Source organism: Arthrobacter sp. B2060, from assembly GCF_059090445.1.
In genome coordinates this window covers 293,612-309,910 of the sequence record NZ_JBNHFR010000002.1, presented here as the reverse complement: position 1 = coordinate 309,910, position 16,299 = coordinate 293,612, and the positions used below count along the sequence as shown (strand labels likewise).

The following is a 16,299-nucleotide window of genomic DNA, read 5'->3' as shown; positions in this document are numbered from 1 at the left end:
AAGAGGCCACTCAGGCGAAGTTTTCCTGCCAAACGTCGAAGCCAAGCTTGACGATGAGGGCACCGACCACGACGAGGAACACCAGGCGCACGAAGCGGCTCCCCTGCCGGACCGCGGTGCGGGCGCCCAAGTAGCCCCCTGCCATGTTGGCCAGCCCCAGCAGCAGGCCGATTCCCCACAGCAGCGAGCCGTGCGGCAGGAAGAACAACAGCGCGCCGGCGTTCGTGGCCATGTTGACGATTTTGGCCTTGGCGCTTGCCTCAAGAAACGCGTAGCCCATAGCCGACACCAAGGCGATGACCAGGAATGACCCCGTGCCCGGACCGATCAGGCCGTCGTAAAAGCCAATCACGCCGCCAATGGTGCAGGCCACCACATAGTGGGTCCCGCCGTCGTGCCTAAGAACGGTCAGGTGACCGGCGTCAGGCTTGAGCGCCGTAAACAGCGCGACGGCGACCAGCGCCACGACGATGATGGGCTTGAACACCTCGGCCGGCAGACGGGCCGCCAGCAAGGCGCCCCCGAAACTGCCGGCCAGGGCTATGGCCGCCATGGGCAGCGCCGTGCGAAGGTCTGGGCGGACCCGCCCATAGTAGGTGACGGCGCTGGTGGTGGTGCCGAAGATGGAGCCCATCTTGTTCGTGGCGAGTGCCTGCACGGGGGTGATGCCCGGCACCAACAAAAGCGCCGGAAGCTGCAGCAGGCCGCCGCCGCCCACCACGGCGTCGACCCATCCTGCGGCAAAGCCCGCCACCACGATCAGGATGATGGTGGCGAGCTGTATCGATTCGAAACCCGATAGCACCTGCGGGACTGCGGGACGTCAGTTGCTGCGGACGGCGTTGACCACGAAGTCAACGGCCTTGTCCACTGCCACGTTTTCCGCTTCGCCGCTGCGGCGGTCCTTGATCTCGACGACGCCGTCCACGAGTCCCTTGCCGACGGCCAGGATCGTGGGGACGCCTATAAGTTCGGCGTCGCCGAACTTCACGCCCGGAGAGACCTTGGGCCGGTCGTCGTAGATCACGTCAAGGCCGGCGGCTTCGAGCTCGAGGGCGAGCTGTTCCGCCGCGGCGAAGATCTCGTCGCCACGTCCGACGGCCACGACGTGGACATCCGCCGGGGCCACAGAGCGGGGCCAGACCAGGCCCTTGGCGTCATGGTTCGATTCCGCCAGGGCGGCCACGGCACGCGTCACGCCCACGCCGTAGGAGCCCATGGTGACCACGACCTGTTTGCCGTTCTGGTCCAGGACCTTCAGTTCCAGGGCTTCGGCGTACTTGCGGCCGAGCTGGAAGATATGCCCCATTTCGATGCCGCGTGCCGTCTCCAGCGGACCGGACCCGTCCGGAGCTTCGTCACCGGCACGAACTTCGGTGCACTCGATGACGCCGTCCCAGCCGAAGTCGCGGCCTGCCACGAGGCCGAAAACGTGCTTGCCGGCCATGTTGGCTCCGGTCACCCAGGACGTGCCGCTGACGACGCGCGGGTCCACGAGGTAGAGGAGCTTGGCGGCGCCCTCGAGGCCGAGCAGGGGCGAACCCAGTGACATGCCGGGGCCAAGATATCCGCGGACGATGAGTGGGTTCTTGGCGAGGTCCTCGTCCCCCGCAGCCTCAACGGTGATTTCCCCGGCAACGGGGAGGTAGGCGCCGATGTTCGCTTCGACCCGCTTGAGGTCGATGCCGCGGTCACCGGGCACGCCGATGACGACGATCTGGCGCTCACCCGTGGGCAGGGTGACGGCGAGAACCACGTTCTTCAGCGTGTCCGCGGCAGTCCATGGGCCGCCGTCGGCATCGCTGCGGGGAACGAGCTCGTTGGAGGCGGCGACGAGGGTCTCGATGGTCGGCGTGTTCGGCGTGTCCCGGATCTCGGCCGGGGGTGCGTTGGTGTAGTCAATCTCGGCCGGGACAACGGTGGTCACGGCCTCGACGTTGGCCGCATAGCCTCCGGCGGAACGCACGAACGTGTCTTCGCCGATCTCCGTGGGGTGCAGGAACTCTTCGCTCCGGGAGCCGCCCATGGCGCCTGCCGTGGCGGCCACGGGAACCACGTCCAGGCCGAGCCGTTCGAAAATCTTCAAGTAGGCGGCGCGGTGCGCGTTGTAGCTCGCGTCCAGCCCGGCGTCGTCCACGTCGAAGGAGTACGAGTCCTTCATGATGAACTCGCGGCCACGCAGCAGGCCGGCACGCGGGCGGGCTTCGTCGCGGTACTTGTTCTGGATCTGGTAGATGCTCAGCGGCAGATCCTTGTACGAGGAGTAGAGATCCTTGACGAGCAGGGTGAACATTTCCTCGTGTGTCGGGGCAAGGAGGTAGTCACCACCCTTTCGGTCCTTGAGCCGGAAGATGCCCTCGCCGTACTCCGTCCAGCGGTTCGTGGCCTCATAGGGCTCCTTGGGCAGCAGGGCCGGGAAGTGGACTTCCTGGGCGCCGATGGCGGCCATCTCCTCCCGGATCACCTGCTCCACCTTGCGCAGAACGCTCAAACCCAGCGGCAGCCACGTATAGATGCCCGGCGCAGCCCTGCGGATGTAGCCGGCACGGACCAGGAGCCGGTGGCTCGCTACCTCAGCGTCGGCGGGGTCTTCGCGCAGGGTGCGCAGGAACAGCTTGGAAAGTCGAAGGACCACGGGTAAGTATCCGTTTCTGGGGGAAGTGCTGAAATGTCTGGGTACTAATCTACCGGCAAGGCAACGCCTCGGCTTCCGCGGGGGTTCCGCGGGCTCGCACCGCAACTGAACTGAAGCGCAACAGAAGAGCCACGCCCCACAGCAGAAGCCCCTGGCCGTCGCCGGCTGGTCATCCCTGTGGTGACGTGGCTCCACGGCCGGTCATGCCGTTAATTCTCTGAGACCATCCCGCACCCGCAGGCACGATTAGGTAGAACCTATGTGATGGCAGTCACCGATTTCAAATCTGCCCTCGCTAAATCTCCCATGCGCTAAATCGCCCACGCGCTGAATCGTCCTGCACTGCGCTCAGAAGAGAACGGTGGCGAACGTTCCCACCTGGCGGAACCCAACGCGCTCGTACGTGGCGCGGGCGCGCGAGTTGTAGTCGTTGACATAGAGACTGGTGATCGGAGCTATTTTCTGGGCCAGCAGCACCACGGCCGCCATGTAGCCTGCGCTGAGCCCAAGTCCCCGGTAACTGGGGTTCATCCACACGCCCTGCACCTGCGTGACCTCTGAGGTCACGGCACCGAGCTCGGCTTTGAACACCACTTCGCCGTTATTCAGGTGCACCAGGGAATGGCCCTGGCGGATCAGTCCCGCGACGCGCCGGCTGTAGAAGTCGCGGCCTCCCAGGTACGGCGAATAGCCCACTTCCTCCTCGAACATGGCAGCGCAGGCGGGGAGGATGGTGTCGAAGTCGGCGTCCTGCCCGAAGCCCAGCTGCCAGTTGGGCTCGACGGCGGGTGGGCCGGCAATGGTCATCAGGGGCTGGTCCGCCCGCACTTCGTGGGCGAGGTGCCCCAGATGCTCCAGCTGGCTGTGCAGCGCCAGCACGGTGGGGGCGGGACCGAAGATGGACGCATACCTGCGGCCCGAACGGTGGGCTGCGGCAGCAACTGCCCCGGTCAGGGCGGGGGCCAGCTGCACCGGGACGAGGTTGGCGCCTGCCCAGCAGGCGCCAACCAGCGAATCTCCGTCGAAGACACCCAGGATGTTGGCGCCTCCGGGAGTCGGGGCAGCCGTCCCGGTCGATTCCAGATGAGACAGGATAAAGACATTGGCCACAGGATCAGCACCGGCCAGCTCGCGCAGCCCGGCTGTATCCGCGGCACCCAGTGCCCGGACAGTTGTCCTGTCCGGAGCGGCTCCGTCCTTATGAGACGCTAACCACGGGGCTACCCTTGACAGCATCTTCGCCATCGGCCTCCCCCATCTCTTCCGCGATACGCATGGCCTCTTCGATCAGTGTCTCAACAATCTGGCTCTCAGGGACAGTCTTGATGACCTCGCCCTTCACGAATATCTGGCCCTTGCCGTTGCCAGAGGCAACTCCAAGGTCCGCTTCGCGTGCTTCGCCGGGTCCGTTGACGACGCAGCCCATGACGGCAACGCGCAGCGGGATCTCCATGCCTTCCAGTCCGGCAGTGACCTGCTCGGCGAGAGTGTAGACGTCCACCTGGGCGCGGCCGCAGGACGGGCAGGACACAATTTCGAGTTTTCGCGGGCGCAGGTTGAGCGACTGCAAGATCTGGTTGCCCACCTTGATCTCCTCGACCGGCGGGGCGGAGAGGGACACTCGGATGGTGTCGCCAATCCCCCGCGACAGCAGGGCGCCAAAGGCGGTGGCGGACTTGATGGTGCCTTGGAAGGCGGGGCCCGCCTCGGTGACGCCCAGGTGCAGGGGCCAGTCGCCTTTTTCGGCCAGCATCTCGTACGCCGCCACCATGATGACGGGGTCGTTGTGCTTGACGGAGATCTTGAAGTCGTGGAAGCCGTGCTCCTCGAACAGGGAGGCCTCCCAGACGGCGGATTCCACCAGCGCTTCCGGCGTGGCTTTGCCGTACTTCTTCAGGATGCCTGGCTCCAGCGACCCGGCGTTGACGCCGATGCGGATGGAGGTGCCGTGGTCCTTGGCCGCCCTGGCGATCTCCTTGACCTGGTCATCGAACTTACGGATGTTTCCGGGGTTGACGCGTACGGCGGCGCAGCCGGCCTCGATGGCCGCGAAGACGTACTTCGGCTGGAAGTGGATGTCGGCGATGACCGGAATCTGTGACTTCCGGGCAATGATCGGAAGGGCTTCAGCGTCATCCGCTGAAGGGCAGGCCACGCGGACGATGTCGCAGCCGGTCGCGGTCAGCTCGGCGATCTGCTGCAGGGTGGCGTTGATGTCCGTGGTGGGAGTGGTGGTCATCGACTGCACGCTGATGGGCGAATCGGAACCGACGCCCACTGGGCCGACTTTGATCTGCCGCGTCTTGCGGCGCGGAGCAAGGACGGGAGGCGGTGCGGATGGCATTCCCAGGCTGACCGAGGTCACGTGGTCTCCTTGTATCGAAAAATGTAGTGGCGGGCTATGCGTGGTCGGCGAGAAGGCCGGTCACGGGAACCCATTCCGTGGTGCGGGTGCCGGAGATGACGCCGGCAGAGGCGAAGGGGTCCTGCTTGAGAATGTCGTTCAGGGCGTTCTCGTCGGCGGCTTTGAATATCAGCAGGGCTCCGGCGCCGTCACCGTAGGGTCCGCTCGCCAGGAGTAGCCCGTCCTGGGCCAGTGCTGCGGTCCATTCGCGGTGCGAGGGGCGGCTGGCGCTGCGGGCTTCGGAGGATTCGGCGTCGTACACGTACTCAACAGCAAAAACAGTCATACAGATACCCTATCCCGCGGCTGCCCTAGCCGAGGAGCACCACCTTCGTAAAGGCCGCAACGCCGGAGGCCCACAGCATCGACGAAAGGGTGCCAATGATGAACCGTTCGGCGGCAACAGGCGTCTCTTTGAGTTCGGCAAAGCGTCCCAGGCCTTTGATGGCCACCACGTAGGCGATGGCCACAGGCTGCCCGGCCAGGATGGCAAGGCACACGGCCAGCCGTTCCAGCACCCCGATGATGGCCCCGCCCCGCAGGATCCGCGTGGCGGGCTGTTCCGCCGGCGCATCACCCGGCACCGAAATATCGCCGTTCACGGAGTTCCCGGGGCCCGCCGTTCCTCCAGTCCCGGCCGCGCTTTCACGGTCCACGGTGACATCGGCGGACGGGTCATCCGTGCTGGCGGCCGGTCCGGCGGCGGCATCGGCTTTGTCATCGATCGTGCGTGCGAGCCTGAACACGAGGGCCGTCACCGGCCAGCCGACGAAGCCTGCCGTCAGCAGGGCCAGTGCGATCCAGAGTGCGTTCACCGTTCTCCTCGGTTGGGTGCTTCCGGGCCGGATGCTTCCAGGACCAGCCCATGTGCGGTGGCCAGCAGCATTTCCACTGCGGGTCTCGCCGCCCATTCTTCCTGCCATCCGGACCTGATGATGGCCCGGCTCACCGATTGTTCGCTGATTCCCAGTTCCTGCGCCACCTGCTTCTGCTGTCCGTGCCGGCCGGGATCGCGCCCGTTCCGGGCGCGCAGTGCGTCCACCACGCGCCATTGCGCCTCGGTGCGCTCTTGGACCAGCCGCCCCACGAGGCGCAGGACGGCTTCGGCGTTGGCGCACGCTCTGGCTCCGGCTTGACCCTTACCCGCTTCAGCCGCAGCGCGCGGGACACCGCCGGACATGACGGCCAGCGGAACGTGGCTGGCCGCAGCCTTGGCCCGGTCCACCGCCTGCCGCGCCGCAACGAAGGCGGCCCCTGATCCTTCCCGGGGGCTTTCGGGCAGCGGCTCATTCACGGACCCGACGCCGATGCCCACATACCAGAGGCCGCTGCGGAGCGCGTGGAGCGCCACTTCCACCACATCCGCCGGTTCACTGAGGACGCCCTGGACCTCATCGCCAACCGAGCGTTCAAAGCGGCCGCCTGTCGGGCGCAGGCCCTCTGTCAGGCGCAGCCCCTCAAGCAAGGCGGGTACCCGGTCTATGTCGGTGCTGCTGCCGCGCTGGTCAATGGTCAGAACGTACATGCCACAACCGTAATCGGCCGATTCCTAAATATCAATCATAAACGGCTGATTAATATAAATCAGCCGAAAAACGCTGATAATCGGGAATCAGTCGAAAAAGGTTAGCCGAAGAGATTGACGGGCTTCACGATGTCCGCGTAGATGAGCAGCGCGCCCATGCCCATCAGCAGCACAGCCACCACATAGGTCACAGGCAGCAGCTTGGCGATATCGAACGCGCCCGGATCCGGTTTGCCGAAGAGCTTCGCCACGCGGCGCCGGGCCCCTTCGTACAGCGCCCCCGCCACGTGGCCGCCGTCGAGCGGCAGCAGCGGCACCAGGTTGAAGACCGCGAGGGCGAAGTTCAGGCCGGCGAGCAGGCCCACGAGGGCGGCCAGCCTGGACTGCACCGGCACCTCTTCCATCGCCGCAACCTCGCCCGCCACCCGGCCCACGCCGACGACGCTGATGGGGCCGTTCGGATCCCGGGGCTCCTCGCTGAACGCGGCCTGCGCCACGCCCGCAACCCGCGCGGGGAGGTTCAGGATCACGCCGGCAATCTGGCGGATATTCTCTCCCGCCATGGGGAGGACGGACGACGCGGGCTGGGCAACCAGGGCGGTCTGCGCACCGATGCCGAGGAAACCGACGTCGTGGTACATGGGCTTGCCTTGGTCGTCCTTCGCCTGCCGTCCGTCTGGGCCGATGACCGGACGCGACGACAGCACCGGGGTGACCGTTGTGTTCACGGGCGCGCCGTCCCGCTCCACCGTGATGCGTACCTCCCGGCCGGCGGATGCGCGGATCCAGCCGGTGAGCTCAGCCCAGTCAGTCACGGCCTTGCCGCCGAACGAGGTGATGACGTCCTTCGGCTTGAGGCCGGCGGCGGCGGCGGGCGTGAGCTTGCACGCCGCGGAGTCCGGGTCGACCGTCTCCCCCGCCTTGACCTGGCATTTCGAAACGTCGGCGACCGTCGTCGTCGGCTCGGCCAGGCCGAAGCCCATGAGCATCACAGCGGTCAGCACGAGTCCGAGCAGCATGTTCATGGCCGGCCCGCCGAGCATCACGACGATTTTTTTCCAGACCGGAAGCCGGTAGAACAGCCGGTTTTCGTCGCCCGGCTGCACCTCTTCATGGGCCATGGACCGCGCCTCGGTGGCGAGTGTCTGGAACATGCCAGTGCTGGAGGGGCGTACCGAACCGTCGTCCTTGTTGGGTGGGTACATGCCGATCATCGACACGAAGCCCCCCAGCGGCAGGGCTTTGAAGCCGTATTCCGTCTCACCCTTTTTCTTGGACCACAGCGTGGGGCCGAACCCGATCATGTACTTGGTGACGCGCACCTTGAACAGTTTGGCGGGAAGCAGATGGCCCACCTCGTGCAGGGCAATGGAGGCGGCGATGCCCACCGCCACGAAGGCCACACCGAGGATAAAGAGGATAACGGGACTCATGCTTTGATCTGCTGCTTCCTAGAGACTGCTCACTGCTAAACGTTCGTGGGTGCGCGCGCGTGCCCACCTTTCAGCATCCAGCACGGACTCGACCGTTAGCCGGGAGGAACCCGAATGTTCGCTGAGGACAGATTCGATGGTATCCACAATGTCCGTGAACCGGATGCGGCCGCCGTGGAACGCCATGACGGCTTCCTCGTTGGCCGCGTTGAATACGGCAGGGAACGTGCTCCCCTGCCTGGCCGCGTCCTTGGCAAGCCTGACGGCGGGGAACGCGGCGCCGTCGAGTGGCTCGAAGGTCCAGCTCGTGGCCTGGGTCCAGTCACACGGCGACGCCGCGTTCGGAACCCGGTCCGGCCACCCCAGGCCGAGGGCGATGGGCAGGCGCATGTCCGGCGGCGAGGCCTGGGCGACGACGGAGCCATCCACGAACTGCACCATGGAATGGACCACAGACTGTGGATGAACCACGACGTCGATGCGGTCAAGCGGGATGTCGAACAGCAGGTGAGCCTCGATCACTTCCAGCCCCTTGTTCACCAGGCTTGCGGAGTTGGTGGTGACCATCAGGCCCATGTCCCAGGTGGGGTGCGCGAGGGCTTCCTCCGGACTGACGCCTGCCAGCTGTTCGCGGGTGCGGCCGCGGAACGGGCCGCCGGACGCCGTGAGGATGAGCCGGTCCACCTCGGCGGACGAGCCCGAACGCAGGCATTGGGCGATGGCGGAGTGTTCGGAGTCCACCGGCACGATCTGCCCGTCCGCGGCGGCGGCCTTGACGAGCGAACCGCCCACGATCAGGGATTCCTTGTTCGCGAGCGCGAGTGTGGCTCCGGCCTCAAGGGCGGCGAGCGTCGGCGCCAGGCCGATGGAACCGGTGATGCCGTTAAGCACAACGTCGGCATCCATGGCCGCGATCCTGGTGGCGGCGTCCGGGCCGGCGATGATGTCCGGCCGGTAGGACGAAAGACCTGCCGAACGGGCGGCATCGTCGATCAGTTCCTGGAGCCGGCCCGGGTCGCCGGAGGCGATCCCCACTGCCAGCGCCCGCGTGTGGACGGCCTGCCGCGCGAGGAGTTCCAGGCTGCCGCCGCCGGCACTCAGCGCCACCACCTCGAAAAGGTGCGGGGCGCCGTCGACGACGTCAATCGCCTGGGTGCCGATGGAACCGGTGGATCCGAGGAGGACGATTCTGCGCATTGCTTAAGTATCCCGCACCCGCGCCGGCCGTCGGGTGCGGAGGTTGCCCTCGCACAGAACAGCCGTCCCGGGACAGCGGTTCCCGGACCTCCAGCTCACACGAGTTAGGTAGACTACGCACAGCAGAGACTACCCACCCGAGGATCAGCCCATGAAGCGCAAGGCCACCGCCCTGGACGTCGCCAAACTGGCGGGCGTCTCGCGCAGCGCCGTGTCACTCGTCCTTAATGGCCGGGGTGACGGCAACGTCGCCCTCGAAAGCCAGCAGCGCATCCGGGAAGCGGCCGCGGCCCTCAACTACTCCCCCAACGCCATCGCCCTCAGCCTGCGGAACCAGCGGACGCGGGTGATTGGCATCGTGTCGGACCACGTGGTCGTCAGTGCCTTTGACGGGAACATCATCGGCGGGGCCGACGACGTCGCGCGGAGCCGCGGCTTTGTCACGGTAGCCATGGATACGGAGTTCGACGCCGCCCGGGATGAGAGCGCCGTGGAAACCCTGCTGGACCGGCAGGTGGAGGGGCTCATGTACGTTACCGAGGGCCTCAAGCCCCTGGACGTGCCGCCTGGGATGCTGCGGGTTCCATCGGTCCTGGCCAACTGCTTCGACAGGGCCCCGGCCCCGGCCCTTTCCCATGTGATCCCGGACGAAGTGCGCGGCGGCAGGGAAGCCGCCAACCACCTGCTGGGGCTGGGCCACCGCGACATCGCCCTGGTGGCCGGGCCCGGCGAGGGCTCGGCCGCACCCCTCCGCGTCGCCGGCTACCGCGAGGCCTATTCCGGGCGCCACCTTCCCGTCCGGGAAGACCGGATCAGCTTCGCCGGATGGGACATCGACGACGGATTCCACGGCGCCATGAAGCTGCTCGACGGCGTGCCTCCCGCCGAGCGGCCCACCGCCATCATGGCCGGCAACGACCGCGTGGCCATCGGCGTCATGCTGGCAGCCGCCCGCCTGGGCCTCAACGTGCCCGGGGACCTCTCGATCATGGGCTACGACGACGAATTGCACATCGCCGACACGATGGTTCCCGCGCTCACCACCATGGCACTGCCGCTTCGGGAGATGGGAGCCGCGGCCATGACCCAGCTGTTGGAACTGATCGAGGGCGACGGCGGTCCGGAACCCGCGCGAGTTGAGGGCCTCGAGACATTGGTCCCCTGCCGCCTCGTAGTCAGGGAGTCCACGGCGCCCGTGCCTGCTGGCCGCAGCTGAGTGCGCTAGTTGGGCTGGGCGAGCTCCCACACCTCAGCCTGCGCCCCGCCGGGAAGCTCCAGGTGCCATTCCTCACCGGGAAGCGGGTAGGCACGAACGGTTGTTGCCACACCGTTTGTCCGGTAGACCTCCACAATGGACGCGTCCACGAAGATCCGGAGTGATCCGCCCTCCGGCAGCGGCTCCGCGAAGACAACCTGTTGGTTCCCGCCACTGTCCCCGCCCCCTCTGCCAACAAGCAACAGGCGAACCTCGCCCAGGCCTGCGGACAGACCGCGGCCGTCCATCACCAACGCCTCCGCCGCACTTGGCAGCACCACTGTGCCGCCCCGGGCCTTCGCCACGGACTGGCCGCGGTAGGCCGTGATCTCGGGGGCAGGGGTCACGGCAAGAGCGCCGTCCACCACGGAGAGTTCACGGGGGAAGGTCAGCACACCGGCCCACCCGGCGGCGTCAATGTCGTCCTGGCTGCGTCCCCGGCGCCCGTCGCGCCCCGGGCTCTCGTTGGCCCAGCCCCACAGCAGGGCCCGGTCCTCCAGGGCCACGATCTGCGGCGCGTAGAAGTCGCGCCCAAGGTCGGACTTCCCGCCGCCGCGGGGCGTGAAGACCGGCAACCCGGTCTGAGGGTCCTCGGTCAGCGTACCGATGAGGTGGCCCACTCCGTTGGCGTGCTCGTGCTCGTCACCCGACAGCCAGAGCGAGAACATCATCAGCCAGGTCCCGGTGCCGGCGTCGGCGGAGTCTCCTGTGTCCCCTGCGACGGAGTCCCCGGAAGAATCCGGCACCCGAACCAGTTGCGGGCATTCCCAGATCTCAGCCGGCGTGAATTCGGAGGCCACCGGATTCTCCGACGTCAGCCAGATCCCCTGGTACTTCCAGTCGGACATGTCCTCCACCGTGTACAGGAGCAGCGCGGCCTGCCCGTTGGCGAGACCGGCACCCTGCATGGCATAACGCTTGCCGTTGAACCGGAAAATGAACGGGTCGCGCACCGCGGTGACCTGCCCGTCGTCGGGCATGGTGGCAGCCACGTGCCCCGTCTGTTCCCAGGTGACCAAATCGGAAGACCCGCGGGCGATGACCACCTGCGAGTGGCCCCCGTCGCCGCGGACGCCCGAGTACGCCGCGGTGGGAACACCGCCGTCGTCCGTCACCACACCGGTCCAGCAGCCGTACTCGTCCGGACCGCCGTGCTGCGGGCGCAGCGCCACCGGGTGTTCCTCCCAGCGCACCAGGTCGGCGGAGCTCACGTGGCCCCAGGCGATCCTGTGGTGCCGGGCGGAGTCCGGGTTGTACTGGAAGAACACGTGGTACCGGCCGTTGAGGTAGCTGATGCCGTTGGGGTCGTTAATCCAGCCCTGGGCCGGACGCGGGTGGAACCGGGGGAAAGCGGGGTCGGTGTGGGCGGCGGCAACGTCGTCGAAGCGGACGGCGGTGAGGTCCTGGGAGGACATGACAGGGCCTTTCAGTGAGGAGGTTATTTTCCGGTGCCGGCCGTGAGGCCGTCCTGGAGTGCGCGCTGGCCGAACATAAAGACCACCAGCGCCGGAATCATGGACAGGACCACGCCCGCGAGCACCACGGAGATGCTGCCGGTTCCCAGGTTGCCCTGGAGAGAGACAAGTCCCAGCGGGAGCGTGAAGTTTTGTTCGGAGATCGTCAGAATGAGCGGGCGGAAGAACTCGTTCCAGTGGAAGTTGAACGCAAGGATTCCCACGATCGCCATGCCGGGTATCGCCAGCGGCGCATAGACGGACCGGAACGTCCGCCAGGGCGAGGCGCCGTCGATCGCGGCGGCCTCTGCCAGTTCGACGGGAAGCCCCATGAAGTATTGACGCATCAGGAACGTGCCGAACGCCGTCGGAATGGCCGGGAGGATCAGCGCCAGCAGCGTGTCCGAGAGGCCCATGCCGCGGATCAGCATGAAGACGGGAACAATCGTGACCTGTACCGGCACCATCATGGTGGCCAGCACGATCGAAAACAGTGCGCCGCGGCCGCGGAACTTCAGGTGGGCGAATGCGTAGCCTGCCAGCGCCGCCGTGACCATCTGCCCCACCGCGATCAGCCCGGTCACCAGGGCGCTGTTGAGGACGAGAAGGAAGATGTTCAGCTGGCGGAAGACCTCGCCGTAGGACGTAAAGTCCGGGTCCCAAGGGATGAACGACGGCGGCAGTTTGAAGGATTCCGACGGCGACCGCAGCGACGTGGACAGGGTCCACAGCACCGGGCCCAATGTCACGGCGGCCGCGAGCAGCAGCAGGAGGATGCGGATGGCGAACGCCCAGCTGAACCTGCGGCGGGTGGGTGAAGTTTCCGGAAGGCCCTCGGACAGCCGGGGGGAATGCCCGGGAGCCAGGCCGTGCTCTGTTGTGGTGATCATGGCTGGCCTTACTGGTAGAAGACGAATCGTTTGCTGAGCCGGAACTGCGCGGCCGTGATGGCCATGATGATCAGGGTCAGGAGCACACCGATGGCGGACGCCTGACCGAATTCGAGCCGCTGGAAGGCCGATTCGAAGATCACCATGACGGCGGTACGGGTCGAGTCGCCGGGGCCGCCGCGGGTCAGCACGTAGGGCTGGTCGAACACCTGGAGGGCGCTGATGATGGCCATCACCGAGGCCACCAGCGTTGTGGGGCTCAGCAGGGGCAGCGTCACGTGCAGGTGCTTGCGCCAGCCGGTGGCGCCGTCGATGGATGCCGCTTCATAGGTCTCCACGGGGATGGAGGCCAGGCCGCCGATGAACAGCAGGAAGGAGAACCCGAAGTTCTGCCACACGTACACCAGGATCACGACGGCGGCGGACCCGCCCGGCGTGGTCAGCCACGGCACCGCGGGGATGCCCACGAGGGACAGGAACCAGTTCACGACGCCGAACTGCTCGTTGAAGAGGTAGCGCATGAAAATGGAAACCGAGGCCGCGGACAGGATCAGCGGGAAGAAGAAGGCGGAGCGGAAGAACACGCGCAGCCAGGCCGGCATCTTCTCCTGGACCATGACCGCGAGCGCCAGGGCGAGCCCCAGCTGGAGTGCCACGGCCACCACGACGAACACGATGGTGTTCAGGAAGGACACCCGGACGGTGGGGTCCTGGACCACCTGGGAGAAATTGTCGAAGCCCACAAAGGCGGGCGCGGAGATGATGTCCCAGCGGAAGAAGGCGAGGACCACGGAGGCCACGATCGGGACCAGCGTGAACAGCCCCATGCCGAGGACGGTGGGGGCCAGGAAGATCCACGCCAGCCAGCGCTGGCTGTGCCTGCCGCTGGTACGGGCGGCGGCGGATTTGGCAGTGGCTTTGGCGTCAGGCGGCGTCCCCTTGCCTGCCGACCCGGCCACGTCCCGGGTAGTGGTGCTCATGAGGTCCTCCTCAATGCCAGTTCAAGGTCACGCTGCATCGAGGCGAGGGCCTGCTTGAGCTGGCGCTCGTCGCCGCTGACAGCCAGCGATACGTTCTTCATCAGGGCCGTTTCGACGGCGGCCTGCTGTGGTGGCGCCGGAATGGGGCCTGTGGTGGGGAACCGGTCAAGGGTGTCGTAGAAAACCTTCCAGTGGGCGGGTCCCTTGCCGGCGTAGAGCTGCCCGTTGACCATGGAGCGGCGCGACGGGGTGGTGGCCGGGTTGGGGAAGATCAGTTCCATCGCCTCGCGGCTCGCGCTGAATTTGATCCACTCCCAGGCGGCGTCCTTGTCCTTGGCGGTCTTCATGATCGCGTAGCCCGCGGTGCCGAACTGGTGGCGCTGGGTCTTCCAGCGCGGGAAGAACTGGACGTCGAAGTCGCTTGCGCCCATCCCGGCCTCATGCAGACCCTGCACCCAGTAGCCGCCTGCCGGCGTGGTGCCGATGCGGTTGGAAGCAAACAGCCCGACGAGGGAGTTGCCGCCGCCTTCCTCCGGGCGGACACCGAGCCCGTCCCTGACCAGGCCGCGAAGGTAGTCGAAGGATTCAAACACACGGTCGTCGTCGGCGTTGGGCTCGAGCCACTGGTATCCGCCCGACCGGAGGCTTCGGGACGGATCGCTGGCGTAGAAGCCGTCCCAAAGCCACTCCCCGCCGGCGGACCTGGTTTCCTTTAGGAAGCTGGTGTCGTTCGCGTAGAGCCACGGCACTACCCCGCCGAAGAGCCGGTTGGTCCAGTAGTAGGGCGTGAAATCCGCGGTGCGGGCCTTGCGCATGGCGGCGAGGCTGTTGCGGAAGTCCAGGTGGGTCCAGTCGTCCGCCGGGCGGTCCAGCCCTGCCTGCGCGAACGCGGTGGTGTTGTAGTACATGTTGGCGGCGTTCCAGTCCATGGGGAGCTGGTACAGGCTGCCCTTGTACATGAAGGCCTCCACCAGGCTGGGGTGAACGTCGTCGAAGAACTCGGCCATGTCCGCGGCGTCGCGGCGCACGTACTCGTCCAGCGGATGGGCAAGCTTTTCCGCGAAGAGCTGGGCGCCCTCCGTAGCCACGTACACCACGTCCGGCGGGGTGCCCGCGGCCACCATGGTGAGGATCTTGGTGAAGAAGTCTTTCCAGTCCACTGCCTGGATGGCCTGGACCTTCACCTTGATGTCCGGGTGCAGGCGGGTGAAAGCGTCGATGGCGCGCTGGCGGGCGGCGGCGTCCGCGGCGGTGCCCAGGATGGCGATGCTCAGGCTGTTGTCCCCGCGGCCCGGAATGTCCGTCCCGGAGAGGCGCGGCCACGACGCCGCGGTTGCTCCGATAATTCCCACGCCGAGGGCACCGAGGGCGGTGCGACGGGAGATCTCCCGCAAGTGCCGGTTTGTGGTTTCGGTCATGTCGAATTCCTTCCTAACACGTGTCAGGTACTGTATAAGAGGCACCTAACACGTGTCAAGCATCACAATTCAGGGTGCGGGGCCGAGGAAGCCGCCCTTGATGGATCTGCATAGGATGGCAGGACCATGACCAGCCCGGACACCAGCCCGCGTGCAGAAGCCAAACCGGCCCGCGCCCCTCGCCGCGCCACCGTGATCGCGGTCGCCTCACTGTTGGGGGCGACGCTGTTCTGGGCCGGCAACTACGTCGTCGGCGCCGGCGCTGTCGAAAGCATCGACCCCCTCAGTCTCGTTTTGCTGCGTTGGGCCCTGGCCCTCCTCCCGCTGCTGGTGATCGCACAAGTAATCGAACGTCCGCCATGGCGGCAGCTGATGGCCGCATGGCCGTGGCTGATCGCCCTGAGCGCGTTCGGGCTGCTGGGCTACAATCTGCTGCTGTACGCCGCACTGGAACACACCGACGCGTTCAGCGCCTCACTCATCAACGCCTTCAACCCGGCGCTGATCACCCTGGCCGCCACCATCTTCCTGCGGGAACGCCTGACGCTGACGGCGATCGGCGGGGTGCTGATCGCCCTGGCCGGCGTCCTCGTCGTCCTCAGCGGCGGCGACCCGGCCACACTGCTGGGCACCGGGTTCGGAAGCGGCGAGCTTTTCATGATCGGTGCCATCGCGGCGTGGACCGCCTACACGATCACGGGGCGCCTGGCCCCGAGGATCCCGCCGATCACCGCCACCGCCCTCCAGGCCGCTATCACCGTCACCGTGCTCACCCCGATCAGCCTCGCCACCGGCGGACCCGTCCTGCCTGCCACGGCCGAAGCAATCACATCCCTGGCCTTCATCGCGGTCTTTCCATCAGTGCTTTCCTACGTGCTGTGGAACCGCGCACTGACCGTCATCCCCGCCGGCAGCGCCGGCGTGTTCCTGAACCTCATCACCGTCTTCACCGCCGCGCTCACCATCCTCGCCGGCCACCCCTACACCGCCGCCCAGGTCATCGGCGGACTTATCGTCATCGCCGGCGTCGTCCTGACGAACGCCCCCAGCCTGCGGGTCGGTCAGAACCGGCCCTGACGGCTGGGCACCTTGACGCGTTTCTTGCCGT

At 66.7% G+C, this 16,299-nt stretch carries 15 protein-coding genes; 2 read left to right on the top strand and 13 right to left on the bottom strand.

The window, feature by feature from the left end:
• Positions 1-10: 10 nt before the first annotated feature.
• From AC5RUM_RS06190 to dxr, 9 genes are all read right to left on the bottom strand, one after another.
• On the bottom strand, positions 11-805 hold the full coding sequence (locus AC5RUM_RS06190) for a sulfite exporter TauE/SafE family protein (protein WP_494034115.1): 795 nt from the start codon (positions 803-805) through the stop codon (positions 11-13).
• 18 nt (positions 806-823) lie between these two features.
• Positions 824-2,635 carry a proline--tRNA ligase gene (locus AC5RUM_RS06185; RefSeq protein ID WP_494034114.1) on the bottom strand — a complete coding sequence of 604 codons (1,812 nt, stop codon included), beginning with the start codon at positions 2,633-2,635 and terminating at the stop codon, positions 824-826.
• 348 nt (positions 2,636-2,983) lie between these two features.
• On the bottom strand, positions 2,984-3,871 hold the full coding sequence (locus AC5RUM_RS06180; RefSeq protein ID WP_494034220.1) for a GNAT family N-acetyltransferase: 888 nt from the start codon (positions 3,869-3,871) through the stop codon (positions 2,984-2,986).
• A complete protein-coding gene (ispG, locus tag AC5RUM_RS06175) occupies positions 3,834-5,000 on the bottom strand; it encodes a flavodoxin-dependent (E)-4-hydroxy-3-methylbut-2-enyl-diphosphate synthase (RefSeq protein ID WP_400577853.1) in 1,167 nt (388 codons plus the stop codon). Before ispG ends, AC5RUM_RS06180 begins: the two co-directional genes overlap by 38 nt.
• Positions 5,001-5,034: 34 nt before the next feature.
• Positions 5,035-5,325: a YciI family protein gene (locus AC5RUM_RS06170; RefSeq protein ID WP_494034113.1), complete on the bottom strand. Its 291-nt coding sequence runs from the start codon at positions 5,323-5,325 to the stop codon at positions 5,035-5,037.
• 25 nt (positions 5,326-5,350) lie between these two features.
• Positions 5,351-5,854, bottom strand: coding sequence for a hypothetical protein (locus tag AC5RUM_RS06165; protein WP_494034112.1), 504 nt, complete (start codon positions 5,852-5,854; stop codon positions 5,351-5,353).
• Positions 5,851-6,564: a MarR family transcriptional regulator gene (locus AC5RUM_RS06160; protein WP_494034111.1), complete on the bottom strand. Its 714-nt coding sequence runs from the start codon at positions 6,562-6,564 to the stop codon at positions 5,851-5,853. The genes AC5RUM_RS06165 and AC5RUM_RS06160 overlap by 4 nt, the downstream gene beginning before the upstream one ends.
• Positions 6,565-6,665: 101 nt before the next feature.
• Positions 6,666-7,997 (bottom strand): M50 family metallopeptidase, encoded by a 1,332-nt coding sequence (locus tag AC5RUM_RS06155; protein WP_494034110.1) that lies wholly within the window; start codon positions 7,995-7,997, stop codon positions 6,666-6,668.
• An 18-nt stretch (positions 7,998-8,015) separates the two neighbouring features.
• A complete protein-coding gene (dxr, locus tag AC5RUM_RS06150; RefSeq protein WP_494034109.1) occupies positions 8,016-9,194 on the bottom strand; it encodes a 1-deoxy-D-xylulose-5-phosphate reductoisomerase in 1,179 nt (392 codons plus the stop codon).
• Between the two features lie 151 nt (positions 9,195-9,345).
• Here dxr and AC5RUM_RS06145 point away from each other — a divergent pair, with 151 nt between their 5' ends.
• A complete protein-coding gene (locus tag AC5RUM_RS06145) occupies positions 9,346-10,410 on the top strand; it encodes a LacI family DNA-binding transcriptional regulator (RefSeq protein ID WP_494034108.1) in 1,065 nt (354 codons plus the stop codon).
• Between the two features lie 5 nt (positions 10,411-10,415).
• Here AC5RUM_RS06145 and AC5RUM_RS06140 read toward each other — a convergent pair whose 3' ends face one another.
• From AC5RUM_RS06140 to AC5RUM_RS06125, 4 genes are read right to left on the bottom strand one after another with little or no spacing between them, the layout of a single operon-like run.
• Positions 10,416-11,864, bottom strand: coding sequence for a glycoside hydrolase family 32 protein (locus AC5RUM_RS06140; protein WP_494034107.1), 1,449 nt, complete (start codon positions 11,862-11,864; stop codon positions 10,416-10,418).
• A 23-nt stretch (positions 11,865-11,887) separates the two neighbouring features.
• Positions 11,888-12,793 carry a carbohydrate ABC transporter permease gene (locus AC5RUM_RS06135; RefSeq protein ID WP_494034106.1) on the bottom strand — a complete coding sequence of 302 codons (906 nt, stop codon included), beginning with the start codon at positions 12,791-12,793 and terminating at the stop codon, positions 11,888-11,890.
• 8 nt (positions 12,794-12,801) lie between these two features.
• Complete coding sequence (locus AC5RUM_RS06130; protein ID WP_494034105.1) at positions 12,802-13,773, bottom strand: carbohydrate ABC transporter permease; 972 nt, start codon at positions 13,771-13,773, stop codon at positions 12,802-12,804.
• Entirely contained in the window at positions 13,770-15,191 is a 1,422-nt protein-coding gene (locus AC5RUM_RS06125; RefSeq protein WP_494034104.1) for an extracellular solute-binding protein, read from the bottom strand. Before AC5RUM_RS06125 ends, AC5RUM_RS06130 begins: the two co-directional genes overlap by 4 nt.
• Before the next feature lie 126 nt (positions 15,192-15,317).
• Here AC5RUM_RS06125 and AC5RUM_RS06120 point away from each other — a divergent pair, with 126 nt between their 5' ends.
• Positions 15,318-16,268, top strand: a complete 951-nt coding sequence (locus tag AC5RUM_RS06120) for a DMT family transporter (RefSeq protein ID WP_494034103.1) — start codon at positions 15,318-15,320, stop codon at positions 16,266-16,268.
• The last annotated feature ends 31 nt before the right edge of the window (positions 16,269-16,299 follow it).